Annotated in this window: 14 protein-coding genes; 4 read left to right on the top strand and 10 right to left on the bottom strand. The window is 70.5% G+C overall.

The window, feature by feature from the left end:
* Positions 1-30: 30 nt before the first annotated feature.
* The 10 genes from hpnE to ABZ208_RS01765 form a co-directional block, all read right to left on the bottom strand.
* Positions 31-1,416: a hydroxysqualene dehydroxylase HpnE gene (hpnE, locus tag ABZ208_RS01810; RefSeq protein WP_356907590.1), complete on the bottom strand. Its 1,386-nt coding sequence runs from the start codon at positions 1,414-1,416 to the stop codon at positions 31-33.
* An 85-nt stretch (positions 1,417-1,501) separates the two neighbouring features.
* Positions 1,502-2,440 carry a presqualene diphosphate synthase HpnD gene (gene hpnD, locus ABZ208_RS01805; RefSeq protein ID WP_356907589.1) on the bottom strand — a complete coding sequence of 313 codons (939 nt, stop codon included), beginning with the start codon at positions 2,438-2,440 and terminating at the stop codon, positions 1,502-1,504.
* A gap of 8 nt (positions 2,441-2,448) precedes the next feature.
* The gene (hpnC, locus tag ABZ208_RS01800) at positions 2,449-3,360 is read right to left on the bottom strand and encodes a squalene synthase HpnC (RefSeq protein ID WP_356907588.1); all 912 of its coding nucleotides are present in this window, start codon (positions 3,358-3,360) and stop codon (positions 2,449-2,451) included.
* Positions 3,361-3,729: 369 nt separating this feature from the next.
* Entirely contained in the window at positions 3,730-4,536 is an 807-nt protein-coding gene (locus ABZ208_RS01795; protein WP_328393489.1) for an ABC transporter ATP-binding protein, read from the bottom strand.
* Positions 4,529-5,458 carry an ABC transporter permease gene (locus ABZ208_RS01790; RefSeq protein ID WP_356907587.1) on the bottom strand — a complete coding sequence of 310 codons (930 nt, stop codon included), beginning with the start codon at positions 5,456-5,458 and terminating at the stop codon, positions 4,529-4,531. The genes ABZ208_RS01795 and ABZ208_RS01790 overlap by 8 nt, the downstream gene beginning before the upstream one ends.
* A gap of 71 nt (positions 5,459-5,529) precedes the next feature.
* On the bottom strand, positions 5,530-6,402 hold the full coding sequence (locus ABZ208_RS01785) for a glycosyltransferase (protein ID WP_356907743.1): 873 nt from the start codon (positions 6,400-6,402) through the stop codon (positions 5,530-5,532).
* A gap of 29 nt (positions 6,403-6,431) precedes the next feature.
* Positions 6,432-7,211: a CDP-alcohol phosphatidyltransferase family protein gene (locus ABZ208_RS01780; RefSeq protein ID WP_356907586.1), complete on the bottom strand. Its 780-nt coding sequence runs from the start codon at positions 7,209-7,211 to the stop codon at positions 6,432-6,434.
* On the bottom strand, positions 7,189-8,250 hold the full coding sequence (locus ABZ208_RS01775; RefSeq protein WP_356907585.1) for an iron-containing alcohol dehydrogenase family protein: 1,062 nt from the start codon (positions 8,248-8,250) through the stop codon (positions 7,189-7,191). Before ABZ208_RS01775 ends, ABZ208_RS01780 begins: the two co-directional genes overlap by 23 nt.
* The gene (locus tag ABZ208_RS01770; RefSeq protein ID WP_356907584.1) at positions 8,238-8,987 is read right to left on the bottom strand and encodes a phosphocholine cytidylyltransferase family protein; all 750 of its coding nucleotides are present in this window, start codon (positions 8,985-8,987) and stop codon (positions 8,238-8,240) included. Before ABZ208_RS01770 ends, ABZ208_RS01775 begins: the two co-directional genes overlap by 13 nt.
* Complete coding sequence (locus ABZ208_RS01765) at positions 8,984-10,798, bottom strand: DUF5941 domain-containing protein (RefSeq protein ID WP_356907742.1); 1,815 nt, start codon at positions 10,796-10,798, stop codon at positions 8,984-8,986. The genes ABZ208_RS01770 and ABZ208_RS01765 overlap by 4 nt, the downstream gene beginning before the upstream one ends.
* 365 nt (positions 10,799-11,163) lie before the next feature.
* On the opposite strand from ABZ208_RS01765, the gene galE reads away from it, so the two are divergent.
* From galE to idi, 4 genes are all read left to right on the top strand, one after another.
* The gene (gene galE, locus ABZ208_RS01760) at positions 11,164-12,144 is read left to right on the top strand and encodes a UDP-glucose 4-epimerase GalE (RefSeq protein ID WP_356907583.1); all 981 of its coding nucleotides are present in this window, start codon (positions 11,164-11,166) and stop codon (positions 12,142-12,144) included.
* A gap of 145 nt (positions 12,145-12,289) precedes the next feature.
* Positions 12,290-13,231: a cation diffusion facilitator family transporter gene (locus ABZ208_RS01755; RefSeq protein WP_356907582.1), complete on the top strand. Its 942-nt coding sequence runs from the start codon at positions 12,290-12,292 to the stop codon at positions 13,229-13,231.
* A 254-nt stretch (positions 13,232-13,485) separates the two neighbouring features.
* Positions 13,486-14,733: a bifunctional class I SAM-dependent methyltransferase/N-acetyltransferase gene (locus tag ABZ208_RS01750; RefSeq protein WP_356907581.1), complete on the top strand. Its 1,248-nt coding sequence runs from the start codon at positions 13,486-13,488 to the stop codon at positions 14,731-14,733.
* Between the two features lie 133 nt (positions 14,734-14,866).
* Positions 14,867-15,460 (top strand): isopentenyl-diphosphate Delta-isomerase, encoded by a 594-nt coding sequence (gene idi, locus ABZ208_RS01745; protein ID WP_356907580.1) that lies wholly within the window; start codon positions 14,867-14,869, stop codon positions 15,458-15,460.
* The last annotated feature ends 31 nt before the right edge of the window (positions 15,461-15,491 follow it).

The following is a 15,491-nucleotide window of genomic DNA, read 5'->3' as shown; positions in this document are numbered from 1 at the left end:
CAATCTCTCCTCTGGTTCCAGTACTGGTGCTCACACCGCCTCCTTGAGCGGATGTTCATGGGGGCGGCCGAGCGCCGAGAGTGCGGCGCCCGCTGCGGTGAATCCGCTGCGCACGGCGCTCTCCATGGTCGCGGGCCAGCCGGTGGCGGTCCACGCTCCGGCCAGGTACAGACCGGGCAGGCGGGTGCGGGCTCCGGGCCGCAGCCGGCCGACGCCCGGGGAGGGCGCGAAGGTCGCCGTCCGCTCCCGGGTGACGAAGAAGTCGCGCACCTCGGCGCCGCGCGCGGCGGGCAGCAGTCGCTCCAGCTCGGTCAGATAGCGCCCGCGGAGCTCGGCGACAGGTGCGTCGATCTCGTCCTGGGCGGCGGACTGGGAGAGGGCAAGGTACTGGCCCTCTCCCAGCCCGGAGGCGTCGGTGCGGTCGAAGACCCACTGCACGGGAGTGCCGAGCGCGGCGAAGAACGGCCGGCGCAGCACCTTGCGGTCGTAGAGCACATGGATGTTGAGGATGGGCGCGGTGCCGATGTCGAGGAGTCGGTCGGGGTCCTCCAGCGCGCCGTCGGGCAGCAGGGCATGGGCCTCGCGCTGGGGCACGGCGAGTACGACGGTGTCCGCGTCCAGCCGCTCGCCGTCGACGTCCACGTGCCAGCGTCCGCCCTCGCCACGAGTGATCTCACGGACGCGGGTGGACAGTTCGGTGCGCACGCCGGCGCTGTCGAGCGCCTTGCGGGCCAGCGTGTCGTGCAGCTCGCCGAGGGGGACACGCGCCCAGCCGATGTCGGCGGCGCCCGGCTCGGAGAGGAGGCCGGTCTTGAAGACCATCGCGGCGAGCCCCATCGAGGCGTTGGCCGCGGTGGCGTTGAGGGTGGCCACGCCGACGAGGTCCCACAGGGCTTCGACGGCGCGCCGTGACTGGCCGTGGCGGCCGAGCCAGGTGGCGAAGTCGATGCCGTCGAGCGCCGGGTCGGCCGGGTCGAGCCTGCCCAGGGCCAGGGCGGCGCGGCCCACGCCCGCTCGCTCGGCGAGCGAGAGGTGCGGATAGCCGGCGAGGCTCGCGGCCAGGTGCAGGGGCACGGGCAGCGCACTGCGGCGCAGCCGTCCGAGCCGGGGGCCGTGCGGGGCGGCCGCGTCCAGGACGGGTACGTCGAGACGGCGCTGCAGGGGCGCGAGTCCGGTGCCGTCGACCCGGTCGAGGAACCAGCGGTAGGCGGTGCAGCAGCGCAGGTACACATGCTGGCCGTTGTCCACGGTGAGGTTGCCGCGGCGGAAGGAGAACGCGAGGCCGCCGAGGCGGGGCCGGCCCTCGGCGAGGGTGACATGGACGCCCTCGTCGGCGAGCCGGAGGGCCGCTGTGACGCCGGCGAGTCCGCCGCCGACGACCACCGCGTGCCGCGGCGTCATGGAGTGGTCCGGCATGCGATCTCCCTTCGAGCCACCGCAGTCGCGGACATGCACGGGTGGGTCAGGGCTGCCCACCGGCCGTGGATGCAGGCGCAGTTCGTCACAACCGCCCCCTGAGGGACTGCCGGCTGACATGCCGGGCGTCGAGGCCGGACAGGCCGCGCACGGCGACATAGGCCTTCTCGCGTCCGGGCAGGGAGACCCGGCCGCGCAGCACCGCATCGGGGTCGCGCTCGATGCGGTCGAGCAGCCTTCGGTAGATGCCCGCCATGGCGGCGACACAGGCGCCGCTGCGCCGGTCGAGCATGGGCAGCAGCCGGTAGCCCTCGGTGAACAGGGCACGGGCGCGCCGTACTTCGAAATGGACCAGGCCCGCGAAGTCGGAGCCCGACGGCGGGGTGGCACCGTGGAAGCCCCCGCCGCAACCGAACTTGGCGAGGTCGTCGGCGGGCAGATACATCCGCCCGCCCTCGGCGTCCTCGCGAACGTCCCTGAGGATGTTGGTGAGTTGAAGTGCGAGACCGAGCGTGTCGGCGTACTCGGAGGCGCGCTCGGTGCCGCGCGCGGCGGGCAGGGTACCGAACACGCCGAGGGAGAGCCGTCCGATCGCCCCCGCGACGCACCGGCAGTAGACCTTGAGGTCGTCCCACGTCTCGTACGTCTTGCCGCGTACGTCCATCAGCACGCCGTCGATGAGTTCGTCGAGCCCGCCCAGCGGCACCGGGAAGCGCTGCGCGGCGTCCGCGAGCGCGACGGCGACCGGGTCGGTGTCGTCCTGGTCGACGGCGTTGCGCCTGATGCGTCCGAGCAGCTCCCGGGTCTCCTCGAGCCTGCCCCGCTTGGCATCCGATGCGAGCTTGCCGTCACCGATGTCGTCGATGCGCCGGGAGAAGGCGTAGAGCGCCGACATGGCCTGGCGCTTGTCGGTGGGCAGCAGACGGATGCCGTAGGCGAAGTTACGTGCCTGGTGGCCTGTGACGGCCTCGCAGTAGCTGTAGGCGGCCTGCACAGGCGCGGACAGCTGGATGGGCCCCTCCATCGTCCGGCTCACCTCTCTCCACGCGCTCGTCGCAGGACAGCACCCGCTTCACGCAGCACATCCGATGTGGCGGCCTTGGGCGGTCCGGGCAGCACATCATGTCCGGCCGTGGCGATCGCAGTGAGAGCGGCGCGCCCACCACCCACAAATCCGGCCAGCAGAAGCCGGAGTCGGCCGTGGACGCTACCCACCAGAACGGTGCCCTCATCCAGCAGCTCACCGGCGCGCTCGGCCTCGTGGGCGATCAGTGCGCGCACTGACGCGCTGCCCGTGGCCGCGGTGAGGTCCGCCTCGGTTACCTGGAAGCGCTTCATGTCCTCGGCGGGCAGATAGATCCGGTCGCGTCCGAGGTCCTCGACCACGTCCTGGAGATGCTCGACGATCTGCAGACCGGTGCACACGGCGTCGGAACGGCGCAGCCGTTCGGGGCCGGCGGTGCCGGTGATCTGCAGCACCAGTCGGCCGACGGGGTTGGCCGACAGCCTGCAGTAGGCGAGCAGGTCGTCCCAGGTTTCGTAGCGCCTGACCAGCTGGTCCTGCCGGTTGGCGGCGATCAGGCCGAGGAACGGCTCCGGGGTGAGCGAGCAGCGGCGGACGGTCGGCTGCAGCGCCAGCAGGAGCGGGTGGCGCGGCGTGCCGTCGAATACGCGCCGCAGATCGGCCTCGAAGGCGTCGAGCAGGACGGCCGGGTCCTCGGCGTGCTCGGGTTCGACGCCGAGATACCGGGCATCGGCGCCACCGGGAGCGAGGTCGCCGTCGCCGATGTCGTCGACGAGCCGCGCGTAGCCGTAGACGGCCTTCAGATCCTGGCGCCATGCGCGCGGCAGAAAGAAGGGGGCGACGGGGAAGTTCTCGTCCGCGGCCTTGTCGAGGGTGGCACGGGCGGGCGCCTGGGGACGCGACTGGCGGACGCCTGTCACTGCCCGCTGCCCGCTGCGGGGACGGCAACGTTTTCGCGGAGCTGGAGAGTTTCCGTCATGGCCGTCACATCTCCCGTTCTACACTGCCGACCCAATACATCCTATTTCGGACACGCCGCCGGTCGTCCCGACTCGGGGGTGATCGCCTGACGGACGGGATGCCTAGGGGGTTTCGCCCCGCTCTCCGCGATTCAGCACCGCTCCAGCTTACGTTGTACAACACCGAACGACACGTCAGGGTGCGACGCGTTCCGGCCCCATGGAACGCAGCTCTCCCAACCGCCCCCGGCTCCACAGGGGTTGAGGCCGAAGACCCCTGACGCCGCTGAGCGGCGGCAGGGGTCCACCGGCACCGAGGGCGGGACCGGGCTACTTGCCGGTCTCCTTCTCGTACGCCTTGATGACCTCGTCGGTCGGACCGTCCATCAGCAGCTCGCCCTTCTCCAGCCACAGAACGCGGTCGCAGGTGTCCCTGATCGACTTGTTGCTGTGACTGACCAGGAAGACCGTGCCTGCCTCCTTGCGCAGCTCACGGATGCGCTGCTCCGAACGGATCTGGAAGCGGCGGTCGCCCGTGGCCAGCGCCTCGTCGATCATCAGCACATCGTGGTTCTTCGCGGCCGCGATGGAGAACCGGAGCCTGGCCGCCATGCCGGAGGAGTACGTGCGCATGGGAAGGGTGATGAAATCGCCCTTCTCGTTGATCCCCGAGAAGTCGACGATTCCCTGGTAGCGCTCGCGGATCTCCTCGCGCGACATGCCCATGGCCAGGCCGCCGAGTATGACGTTGCGCTCGCCGGTCAGATCGTTCATCAGAGCGGCATTGACGCCGAGCAGGGAGGGCTGGCCATCGGTGTAGACCTTGCCGCTCTCGGTCGGCAGCAGGCCGGCGATGGCCCGCAGCAGCGTGGACTTGCCGGAACCGTTGGTACCGATCAGACCGATCGCCTCACCGCGGTAGGCGGTGAAGGAGACGCCGCGCACGGCGTGCACCTTGCGCACGCCCCGGGACTCGCCCTTGTTCCGGCGGACCATCCGGCTGAGCGCGGCCGTGGCACTGCCCTTGCCGCCACGGCCCGCGTTGACGCGGTAGACGATGTGGACGTTGTCGGCGATGACCGTGGGGACGCGTGCGGCGGCGTTCACGTCCGGCCGGTCGTTCTTGTTCTCAGCCACGGCCGTAGCGCTCCTCAGCCTTCCAGAAGTACACAAAGCCCGCACAGCCGATCAGGGCCGCCCACCCCAGGCCCGCTGCCCAGACGTGCGAGGGCAGGTTCGCGGACCCGTATCCGTCGATCAGGGCGAACCGGACGAGGTCCATGTAGATGGCCGCCGGGTTGTACATCAGGACGTCGGCGATCCAGGCGGGCCGGTCGGCGAGCATGATCGGGATGGAGAACATGACACCCGAGGCGTACATCCAGGTACGCATGACGAACGGCATCAGCTGGGCCAGGTCAGGCGTCTTCGACCCCAGCCGCGCCATGATCAGCGCGAGCCCCGTGTTGAACACGAACTGCAGCGCGAGGGCAGGGAGGACCAGGAACCAGGACCACGTGGGGAAGCTGCCGAACGCGACCACGATCACGACCAGCACGATCATGGAGAACAGCAGCTGCTGGAGCTGCTGGAGCGCGAAGGAGACGGGCAGCGAGGCACGCGGGAAGTGCAGTGCGCGCACAAGGCCCAGATTGCCCGCGATCGCTCGGACACCGGCCATGACGGAGCTCTGGGTGAAGGTGAAGACGAACACACCCGTCACCAGGAAGGGGACGTAGATGCTCGTCGGCATGCCCCGGTTCGCCTCGAGGATCAGCCCGAAGATCAGGAAGTAGACCAGGGCGTTCAGCAGCGGGGTCGCCACCTGCCAGAGCTGGCCGAGCTTGGCCTGGCTGTACTGAGCGGTCAGCTTCGCCTGGGAGAAGGCCAGGATGAAGTGGCGCCTGCCCCAGAGCTGCCGGACGTACTCGAACAGGCCCGGGCGGGCACCGCTCACCGACAGGCCGTACTTGGCGGCGAGCTGTGCCGGAGACAGGCCGTCGTCGGGCGATGGCGTGGGGCTCATCGCGATGGCACCGTCATGGGTTGTGTCACTCACAAGTTGAAACTTTCGTGTCCAAGATGCGCGGCATTTCGGGAGCGCCCCCGATGCTCTCAGAACCGAGCTTGTCAGATGACAGGAGGTCGGCCCAGCCGGGTGAGCCGCCACACAGTACGCCACTTCATGGGCCGGCGCGGTCCGCAGGGCGTGCGCAGGCCTTCGCGGAAGCCTGCGAACCACGCCTTGAGCGCGGGCAGCGACGGGCGCCGCACCAGGGTGAGCAGCATCCACACGCCGAGGTATACGGGGACCAGCGGCGCCGGCAGGTTGCGCCGGGCGACCCAGACGCGGTTGCGGGCCACCATCCGGTGGTACACCGCGTGCCGGGACGGCGGCAGCGTCGGGTGGAACAGCACCATGTCCGCGCGGTAGTCGATCGCCCAGCCGGCGTCCAGAGCGCGCCAGGCGAGGTCGGTCTCCTCGTGCGCGTAGAAGAACTCGTCGGGAAGGCCGCCGACCTCGGCGATGACCTTGGTCCGCACCGCGTTCGCGCCGCCCAGGAAGGTCGTCACGCGCGAGGAGCGCATCGGGTCGGAGGCGCGCAGCCGCGGGACGTGGCGGCGCTGGGTGAGCCCGGTCTCCGGGTCGGCGATGCGGAAGCTGACGATGCCCAGCTCCGGGTCGGCCTCGAAGGCCTCGCGGACCAGCTGCGCCGTGTCGGAGTTCGGCAGCAGTCCGTCGTCGTCGAGGAACAGCAGGGCGTCGACGCCGGAGCCGGACGGGCCGAAGGCCTCGATGCCGACGTTGCGGCCGCCGGGGATGCCCAGGTTCTCGGGCAGCGTCACGGTGCGCACGCCCTCGGGCAGGCCGCTCACCTCGGCACCGTTGCCGACGACGACGACCTCGATCTCGTCGCCGTCCTGCCGGGCGACCGACTCGAGCAGGGCACGCAGCTCGTCGGGCCGGGTGCCCATCGTGATGATGACCGCGCCCAGCTTCATCGGCTTCACCGGTGCCTTCATGAGCGGCGTCACTTCAGCCTGCTCGACGCGAGGACGGAGATCAGGTGCAGCACCGTCTGCAGCAGCGCGATACCGGCCAGCACCGCTACACCCAGGCGGGTGTAGAAGAGATCGCCCCGAGCCTGGTCGAGGACGGCCAGCACGAGGATGAGCAGGGAGGCCTCGATGCCGAGGACCAGCCGGTGGAACCTGAGCGCGGCGGCCGCCCGGCGGGCGAGTGCCATACCGGACGAGCGCGGCTCGGCCGCTGCCTCCTTGACAGGCTCCATCCCGGCCTGGTGCCGGGCGACACCGACCAGGTCGGTCTCGGCCTTGATCAGGATCGCGCCGAGGGCGGCGAGGGTGCCCAGGAAAGCCCACAGCCAGTCGATCCGCCCGCTGCCCCACGGGTCCGCGGCGCGCAGGCCGAAGCCGACCAGGACCGCCGCGTCGCACAGATAGGCGCCGACCCGGTCCAGGTACACGCCGGACAGGGAGTACTGCTTCTTCCAGCGGGCGACCTCGCCGTCCACGCAGTCGAGCAGCAGGTAGAGCTGAACCATCACCACGGCAAGGACGGCACCCCATATGCCCGGTACCAGCAGGGCCGGGGCGGCCAGCACACCGGCGAGGGTCATCAGGTAGGTCAGCTGGTTCGGCGTGACCTTGGTGCCGACCAGGACGCGGGTGATGCGCAGGGAGATCTCGCGCATGTACAGGCGGCCGCCCCAGTGCTCACCGCTGCGCCGGTCCTTGACACCGGCCGGGTGCACGACCGGGCGGAGTTCAGCTACGGATGGTCTTGGCATAGTCGGCGTACGCGTCCCTGATCTGGTCGTTGGTGAGGTCGAGGTGCTCGAGGACGGTGAAACGCCCCGGGCGGGTCTGCGGTGCGTACTCCACAGCCCGGACGAACTCGTCCGGGGAGAACCCGATCTCGTCGGGCAGCACCGGCAGTCCGTGTCTGCGCAGCACCTCGGCGAAGAGGGCCGAGTCCTCGTGAGCTCCGCGCAGATGCATCGCGAAGGCGGCACCGAGGCCGACCTGCTCGCCGTGGCTCGCGGCACGCTTGGGGTAAAGCAGGTCGAAGGCGTGGCTGATCTCGTGGCAGGCGCCGGAGGAGGGCCGGGAGTCACCGCTGATCGACATGGCGATGCCGGAGAGCACGAGTGCCTCGGCGAGCACGGTGAGGAACTCGTCGTCACCGACGCCACCGGGGTGGCGCAGTACCGACTGGCCCGCGGTGCGGGCCATGGCCGCGGCGAGGCCGTCGATCGGCTCGCCCTTGACGCGGTGGGCGAGCTCCCAGTCCGCGATCGCCGAGATGTTGGAGATCGCGTCGCCGATGCCGGAGCGGACGAAACGGACGGGGGCGTCGCGGACCACGTCGAGGTCGATGACCATGGCGATGGGCGAGGGGACGCCGTAGGAGCCGCGGCCGTTGTCGTTGTCCAGGATGGAGATCGGCGAGCACAGTCCGTCGTGCGCGAGGTTCGTCGCGACGGCGGCCATCGGGAGGCCGACGCGGGCCGCGGCGTACTTCGCCACATCGATGATCTTGCCGCCGCCGAGGCCGACGACCGCGTCGTACCGGCTGCCCTTGATGTCGTCGGCGAGTTTGACCGCCGAGTCGATCGTGCCGTCGCCGACCTCGTACCAGTCCGCACCGGGCAGCATCGGGGAGAGCCGCTCGCGCAGCGCCTTCCCCGAGCCGCCGCTGATCGCGAACGCCAGCTTGCCGGAGGCGGAGATCCGCTGGTCGGCCAGGACGCCGGCCAGGTTGTCCAGCGCCCCGCAGCTGATGTCGACGACGACCGGGGACGGGATGAGCCGGGTCAGTACTGGCACGCGATCTCACGGCCCTTCGCGAGGTCGTCGTGGTTGTCGATCTCGACCCACTTGACGTCGCCGATGGGGGCGACGTCGATACGGAAGCCGCGGTTCACCAGTTCCTGGTAGCCGTCCTCGTAGTAGAGGTCGGGGTCGCGCTCGAAGGTGGCCTTCAGCGCGTCGGCCAGGGCGGCTGCGGCCTCGGGCTCGATGAGGGTGACGCCGATGTACTCGCCGGTGGCGGTGGCCGGGTCCATCAGCTTGGTGATGCGCGACACGCCCTTGTCGCCATCGGTGATGACCTTCATCTCCTCGTCGGCGAGGTGCTTCACCGTGTCGAGGGCGAGGATGATCTTCCGGTCGTCTCCGCGGGCGTCCAGCAGGGTGCGCTCGACGGACACGGGGTGCACGGTGTCGCCGTTGGCGAGGATCACACCCTCCTTGAGGACGTCACGCGCGCACCACAGGGAGTAGGCGTTGTTCCACTCCTCGGCCTTGTCGTTGTCGATGAGGGTGAGCTTCATCCCGTACGTCGACTCGAGGGCGGCCTTGCGCTCGTACACGGCCTCCTTGCGGTAGCCCACGACGATGGCAGCCTCGGTGAGCCCGATCTCGGCGAAATTGCCGAGCGTCAGGTCCAGGACCGTGCTGGAACCGTCTCCCGCGGGATCCACGGGCACGAGGGCCTTCGGGAGCGTGTCGGTGTAGGGGCGCAGACGGCGTCCGGCACCGGCTGCCAGTACAAGGCCGATCATGCGGGTTCTCCTTCGTCATGTACGGCGGGTGCCTGCGAGGACACCCAGAAGCGGGTGCTCTCGACGAGCACCACAAGAGCCACGGCCACGGCCAGGGCCGCCAGCGCGATGGTGAAATCTGTGCTGTCGGTCAGGAAGGCCAGCAGTGCGACTGCCAGGACCCGCCCCTCGTGCCCGCCGATGGCGCGCACCAGCCGGCGCGGCGGCGCGCCCGTGCCACCGCGAATGCGGTACACCGTGTCGTAGTGATGGTAGGCGACGGCGGCCACCAGCCCGAAAGCTGCCGGAAGTGCCCCGTTCACCTCCGAGTGGGCCGCGAGGGCGAGGATCGTGCAGTATTCGGCGGCCCGCAGCACTGGGGGGACGAGCCAGTCGAGGGCGCCCTTGAGGGGCCTGGCGACGGCGATGCCGGAAGTGATGATGTACACAAGAGCCGCGAGGACGGGCCAGACGGTGCCGAAGCCGGTGAAGGCCGCGGTCGCCACCAGGGCGACGCCGCCGGCCACGGCCGACGCGAGGGGTATCAGGCCCGGCAGCCCTCTCACGCGTGACGCGGCAGCGTGGGCGACGGTCTCGGCGAACAGACCGGAGTCGGCGAGGTCCGCGAGCGCCTGCGCGGCACGGTCCGTGCGGTGCGCCTTGCGGGTGAGCGAGCGCAGAACACGGCCCGCGGTGGTGTAGCAGGCGGCCAGCGAGCAGCCGACGAGGAGCGCGTAGAAGACGATCCGGGGGCTGGTCACGGCGGTGAGCACGGCGATCATGGCCCAGCGTTCGCCGATCGGCAGCACTATCATCCGGCGCACCCACACCGTCCAGCCGACGCTGTCCAGTTTGCTGGACAGAGCAGCGGTCGGACTCGTGTTCGCGGTCGCGTCGTGGTTCGCCTCGTTGAAGGAGAAGTCGACGATGTGCCGGCAGGTCTGCAGGATCATCGCCGCGAGGGCGAGCGCCCATACGTCGTCGCCGTTGCGGGCGGCCCCGAGGGCGAGGCCCGCGTAGAACGCGTACTCCTTGGCGCGGTCGAACGTGGCGTCCAGCCAGGCGCCCATCGTCGAGTACTGCAGGGAGTAGCGGGCGAGCTGCCCGTCGGTGCAGTCCAGGACGAAGGAAAAGAGCAGCAGCAGGCCTGCGGCGACGTAGCCGCCGCGGGTGCCTGTCGCGGCGCAGCCGGCCGCGATCAGCGCCGTGAGCAGCGAGGCCGTGGTGACCTGGTTCGGGGTCAGACCTCGCCGGGCGCACCAGCGGGCGATGTAACGCGAGTACGGGCTGATGCAGAACGTGGTGAAGAAGCCGTCGCGGGCCTTGACCGCCGAGCGCAGCCGTACGGCCTCCTCGTCCACGGCCTCGACGTCGGCGCGAGCCTGGTGGCGGGCCTGCGCGTCGGTGGGTACGGCGGCGACCAGCCGGCCCAGCTCGGGCCGGTGCACCACGGTGCCCTCGGTGACCAGCGCCTCGGTCACGGTGTCCACGAGACCGTCGGCACCGGCAGGCGCGGCGCCGGCCGGCACATGGGCGCTGACCGTGCGCACGGCATCGGTCAGCGCGTGGCGGGCCTGCGGCTGGACGGTCAGCGCGCCGGTGACGGCGGCGGCGTCGAAACGGGGATCGGTCAGCCCGAGACGGAGGGCGTGGACATGCCCGACGAAGCGGGGGTCCACGACGGCGACCCGGTCGCCTCCGGGTACGGCGGCGATCAGGGCGGCGGTGTCCTCGGCGCCGGAGGCGACGCGTACGTCGAACCCAAGCGACCGCAGATCGCCCTCGAGCGACGATCCGGGTACCGGCGGACCGGTGAGGATGGCGGTCGACAGACGAACTCACTCCTTGGAGCTGACGGTGCAAGAGCACGGCGGCTCGGCCCGGTCCCCGGGCGGCGGCACGTCGGCAGAGGCTATCGGATGAATGGAAGCAGGAGTTCACCAGCCGTTTACGCCCTGGCGGCCCGCCGGAATCATCATCCTCGATCACCGCCCCGCCCTCCAAACCGCGGACCTCGGGAACCGGTCGGCGCGTGGGTCCTTGCCCCGTCCGCCAGGGCCCTTCTTCCGGATCAGGCCGGATCAGGCCTGCTCAGTGAGCAGGGTCCGGTCCGGGGCACCACCCGCGCCGAGGCCGTGGGAGAGCCAGGACACAAGAGCCCGGCAAGATCCGGAAGGAAGGCCCTAGGGTGGCCGACATGACTTGGCTGATCACAGGCGGAGCGGGATACATCGGCGCACATGTGGCGCACGCCATGGCGGCGGCCGGGGAGCGGGTCGTCGTGCTCGACGACATCTCCACCGGGATTCCCGAGCGGCTGCCGGACTCGATCCCACTGGTACGCGGATCGGTGCTCGACGCGCGGACGGTGGCGCGCACCCTCGCCGAGCACGAGGTCACGGGTGTCGTACATCTCGCGGCGAAGAAGCAGGTCGGGGAGTCCGTCGAGCGGCCGCTGACGTACTACCGGGAGAATGTGCACGGTCTGACCGTCCTGCTGGACGCGGTGGTCGAGGCCGGTGTCCAGCGGTTCCTGTTCTCCTCGTCGGCCGCCGTGTACGGGGTGCCCGAACTGGATCTCATCCCGGAGAGCGCGCCGTGCGAGCCGATCAACCCGTACGGGGAGACCAAGCTCGCCGGGGAGTGGCTGGTGCGGGCGACAGGCCTCGCTCACGGGCTGTCGACCGCCTGTCTGCGCTACTTCAACGTGGCGGGCGCGGCCACCCCCGAGCTGTCCGACACGGGCGTGTTCAACATCATCCCCATGTTCTTCGACCGGATCACCCGCGGCGAGGCGCCCAGGATCTTCGGCGCCGACTATCCGACGCCGGACGGGACCTGCATCCGGGACTACATCCATGTGTCGGATCTGGCCGACGCCCATCTCGCCGTCGCCCGCCGGCTCACCGAGCCGGACGCCACCGGCGACCTGACGGTGAACATCGGCCGCGGGGTGGGTGTCTCGGTGCGGGAGCTCGCCGATCTGGTGGGCGAGGTGACCGGACACCGCCTCGATCCGGTGGTCGAGCCGCGGAGGGCCGGTGATGCCGCCCGCGCGGTCGCCTCGGTCGAACTGATCTCCAAGGAGCTGGGCTGGGCGGCCTCGCACGATGTGCGCGACATGGTCGCGTCGGCGTGGGAGGGCTGGCTGCTCCGGCACCCCGACGCCGCCGCGTGATCTTCCCGACGCTCTGACCTGCGATCATTTCCGCAGGTCAGAGCACATGACAACGGTGTTCAGTCCCGTGTTGCCCCATACCCCCCACCCGTAGTTCACTGCACGTGCCGGGAGACCACGTCCGACGATTGCGGGAGGCAGTTTCATGGGGGCTGGGCACGACCACGGGCACGCGCACGGCGGCCGGCCGCCGACCGGTACGGCAGCCGCGGCCTACAAGGGACGGCTGCGGATCGCGCTCGCCATCACGCTCGGCGTGATGGTGCTGGAGATCGTCGGCGGTGTGCTGGCCGATTCACTCGCTCTGATCGCCGACGCGGCGCACATGGCGACGGACGCGGTCGGACTCGCGATGGCACTGCTGGCCATTCACTTCGCGGGCCGGCCGGCTACGGCGAACCGCACGTTCGGGTACGCGCGTGCCGAGATCCTCGCGGCACTCGCCAACTGTCTGCTCCTGCTCGTCGTGGGCGGCTATCTGCTCTTCGAGGCCGTCGACCGGTTCATCAACCCGGCCGATACCCGCGGCGGTCTCACGGTCGTCTTCGCCCTGGTCGGCCTGGTGGCCAACATGGTCTCGCTGTCGTTGCTGGTGCGGGGGCAGAAGGAGAGCCTCAATGTGCGCGGCGCCTATCTGGAGGTGCTCGCGGACACGCTCGGCTCGCTGACGGTGCTGGTGTCCGCCGCGATCATCATCGCGACCGGCTGGCAGGCAGCGGACCCGATCGCCTCCTTGGTCATCGGCCTGATGATCGTGCCGCGTACCTTGAAGCTGCTGCGCGAGACGCTGAACGTGCTGCTGGAGGCGGCCCCCAAGGGCGTCGACATGGCCGAGGTCCGCGAGCACATACTGGCGCTGCCCGGTGTGGAGGACGTGCACGATCTGCATGCCTGGACGATCACCTCGGGGATGCCGGTGCTCTCCGCACATGTGGTGGTGACCCAGGACGTGCTGGACGCGGTGGGGCACGAGAAGCTGCTGCACGATCTGCAGGGCTGCCTCGGTCATCACTTCGACGTCGAGCACTGCACGTTCCAACTGGAGCCCGTCGGGCATGCGGAGCACGAGGCGAAGCTCTGCCACTGAGGTGATCCGGCTGTTAGGGTTTCCGCCGGGAACATGTCGGGACCGTTCGGGTCCCGTCACCTTGAGAGGAGCTGAGGTTGATGACCGCCGCGGTGAGGTCCCCCTACGCCTGCGGCGTGGTGGTGCCCCGTGCCTCGCGCAGCACCCGGTCCTCCCTCTGCCTCCGGGCTCCCCACCGGCCCTGATCGGATCGCGTCCTCACCGATCCGATCTCGCCCGTCGGCCGGAGCTCTCTCACACTCAAGGGTTTCACGTTGTCCGACAACACTCTCCACGACGCTTTCTTCGCCCTGCACCAGGGTCTGCCGCGCCAGGGCCCCGGCTCCGACGCCACCTCGCGCCGGCTGCTCGACCTGGCCGGCCCGGTGCCCGCCCGTCCGCGTGTCCTGGATCTGGGCTGCGGTCCCGGCCGGTCCGCGCTGCTGCTGGCCGCCGATGCCGCTGCGCGGGTGACCGCGGTCGATCTGCACGAACCCTTCCTCGACGAGCTGCGGCAGGCTGCCGACGCCCGTGGGCTGGGCGCCGCCGTCCGCACGCTCCGCGCCGACATGGGCGAGCTCCCTTTCCCCGACGGCTCGTTCGACCTGGTCTGGGCCGAGAGCTCCGTCTACAGCATCGGCTTCGACACCGCTCTGCGGCAGTGGCAACGGCTGCTGGCGCCCGGTGGCGCTCTGGTCCTGACCGAGTGCGAGTGGACGGCCGAGCATCCCTCGGCCGACGCCCGCGCCTTCTGGGACCTGCACCATCCGCTGCGTACGACGGCCGAGAACTGCGCGGCCGCGGTCGCCGCGGGCTGCACGGTGCGCGGCGTGTACCGGCAGCCGGAGAGCGACTGGCAGGAGTACTACGGTCCGCTCGGCGAGCGGGCAGCCGCCGCTGACCCGGCGGCCCCCGGCATGGACCAGGCGCTCGCCGCCACCTGGGCGGAGATCGCCATGCGCGAGGAGCACGGGTCGGAGTACGGCTACACCGGCTATGTGCTGCGCCCGGCCGATGCGCACTGGCGTACCCGGCCCGAGAGGGCGGCCGACATCCCGGCGGTGCGCGAGCTCAACGCCGCGGCCTTTTCTACAGCCGAGGAGGCGGAACTGGTGGACGCGCTGCGCCTGGACGGCGAGGCCTGGCTGGCCGGCCTCTCGTACGTGGCCGAGGCTGCGGACGGCACAGTGGCGGCGCACGCCCTGCTCACCCGGTGCCGGGTGGGTGACGCACCCGCGCTCGCGCTCGGCCCGGTCGCGACGGCGCCCGACCACCAGCGCCGGGGCGCGGGCCAGGCCGTCGTGCGTGCGGTGCTGGACGCGGCCAGGGCCCGCGGTGAGCGGCTGGCCGTCGTGCTGGGGCATCCGGAGTACTACCCGCGATTCGGTTTCGAGCGGGCCTCGCGGTACGGAATCCGGCCAACTTTCGACGTACCCGACGAGGTGCTGATGGCCCTGGTACTCGACGGATCGCGGGACGTGCAAGGGGGAACCATCCGCTATCCGGCCGCCTTCGGGGTCTGACGTGTATGTCCGCCCCGTCGGCGACGTCGCTCGACGGGGCGGACATGCCGAGTCGCCGAAGTGCGGACAAGCTGCTTCTGTACGGCAGACTGGACAGGCCTGTCAGGGCCGAGGACCGATGCGAAGGATGGGTATGCCGATCACTCCAGCCGTCACGGCGAACAGCTCGTCGAACGGCACGTCACAAGCGATCCTGCTCGAGCTGGTCGACGAACAGGGCAACACCATCGGCACCGCGGAGAAGCTCTCCGCGCATCAGGCGCCCGGTCAGCTGCACCGCGCCTTCTCGGTGTTCCTCTTCGACGAGCACGGGCGGCTGCTGCTGCAGCGCCGGGCGCCCGGCAAGTACCACTCCCCCGGGGTGTGGTCGAACACCTGCTGCGGTCACCCGTACCCGGGCGAGGCGCCGTTCGCGGCCGCTGCCCGGCGTACGTACGAGGAGCTGGGAATCTCGCCCTCGCTCCTCGCGGAGGCCGGCACCGTCCGCTACAACCATCCTGATCCCGAGTCGGGCCTGGTCGAGCAGGAGTTCAACCACCTCTTCGTCGGAATGGTGCAGGCGCCGCTGCGGCCGGATCCCGCAGAGATCGGCGAAACGGCCTTCGTGACGCCGAAGGAGCTCGCGGAGCGCCATGAGCAGGCCGTGTTCTCGGCGTGGTTCATGACGGTGCTGGACGCTGCCCGGCCCGCGATCAAGGAGCTGACGGGCCCGTCCGTGGGCTGGTGAGCCCTGCCACCCCGGTGCGGCGGCGGCGCGG

Origin of the sequence: Streptomyces sp. NPDC006208, assembly GCF_040613775.1 — a bacterium.
GTDB lineage: Bacteria > Actinomycetota > Actinomycetes > Streptomycetales > Streptomycetaceae > Streptomyces.
Note: the sequence above shows the minus strand (reverse complement) of the source record. Positions and strands in the feature narration are given on the sequence as shown.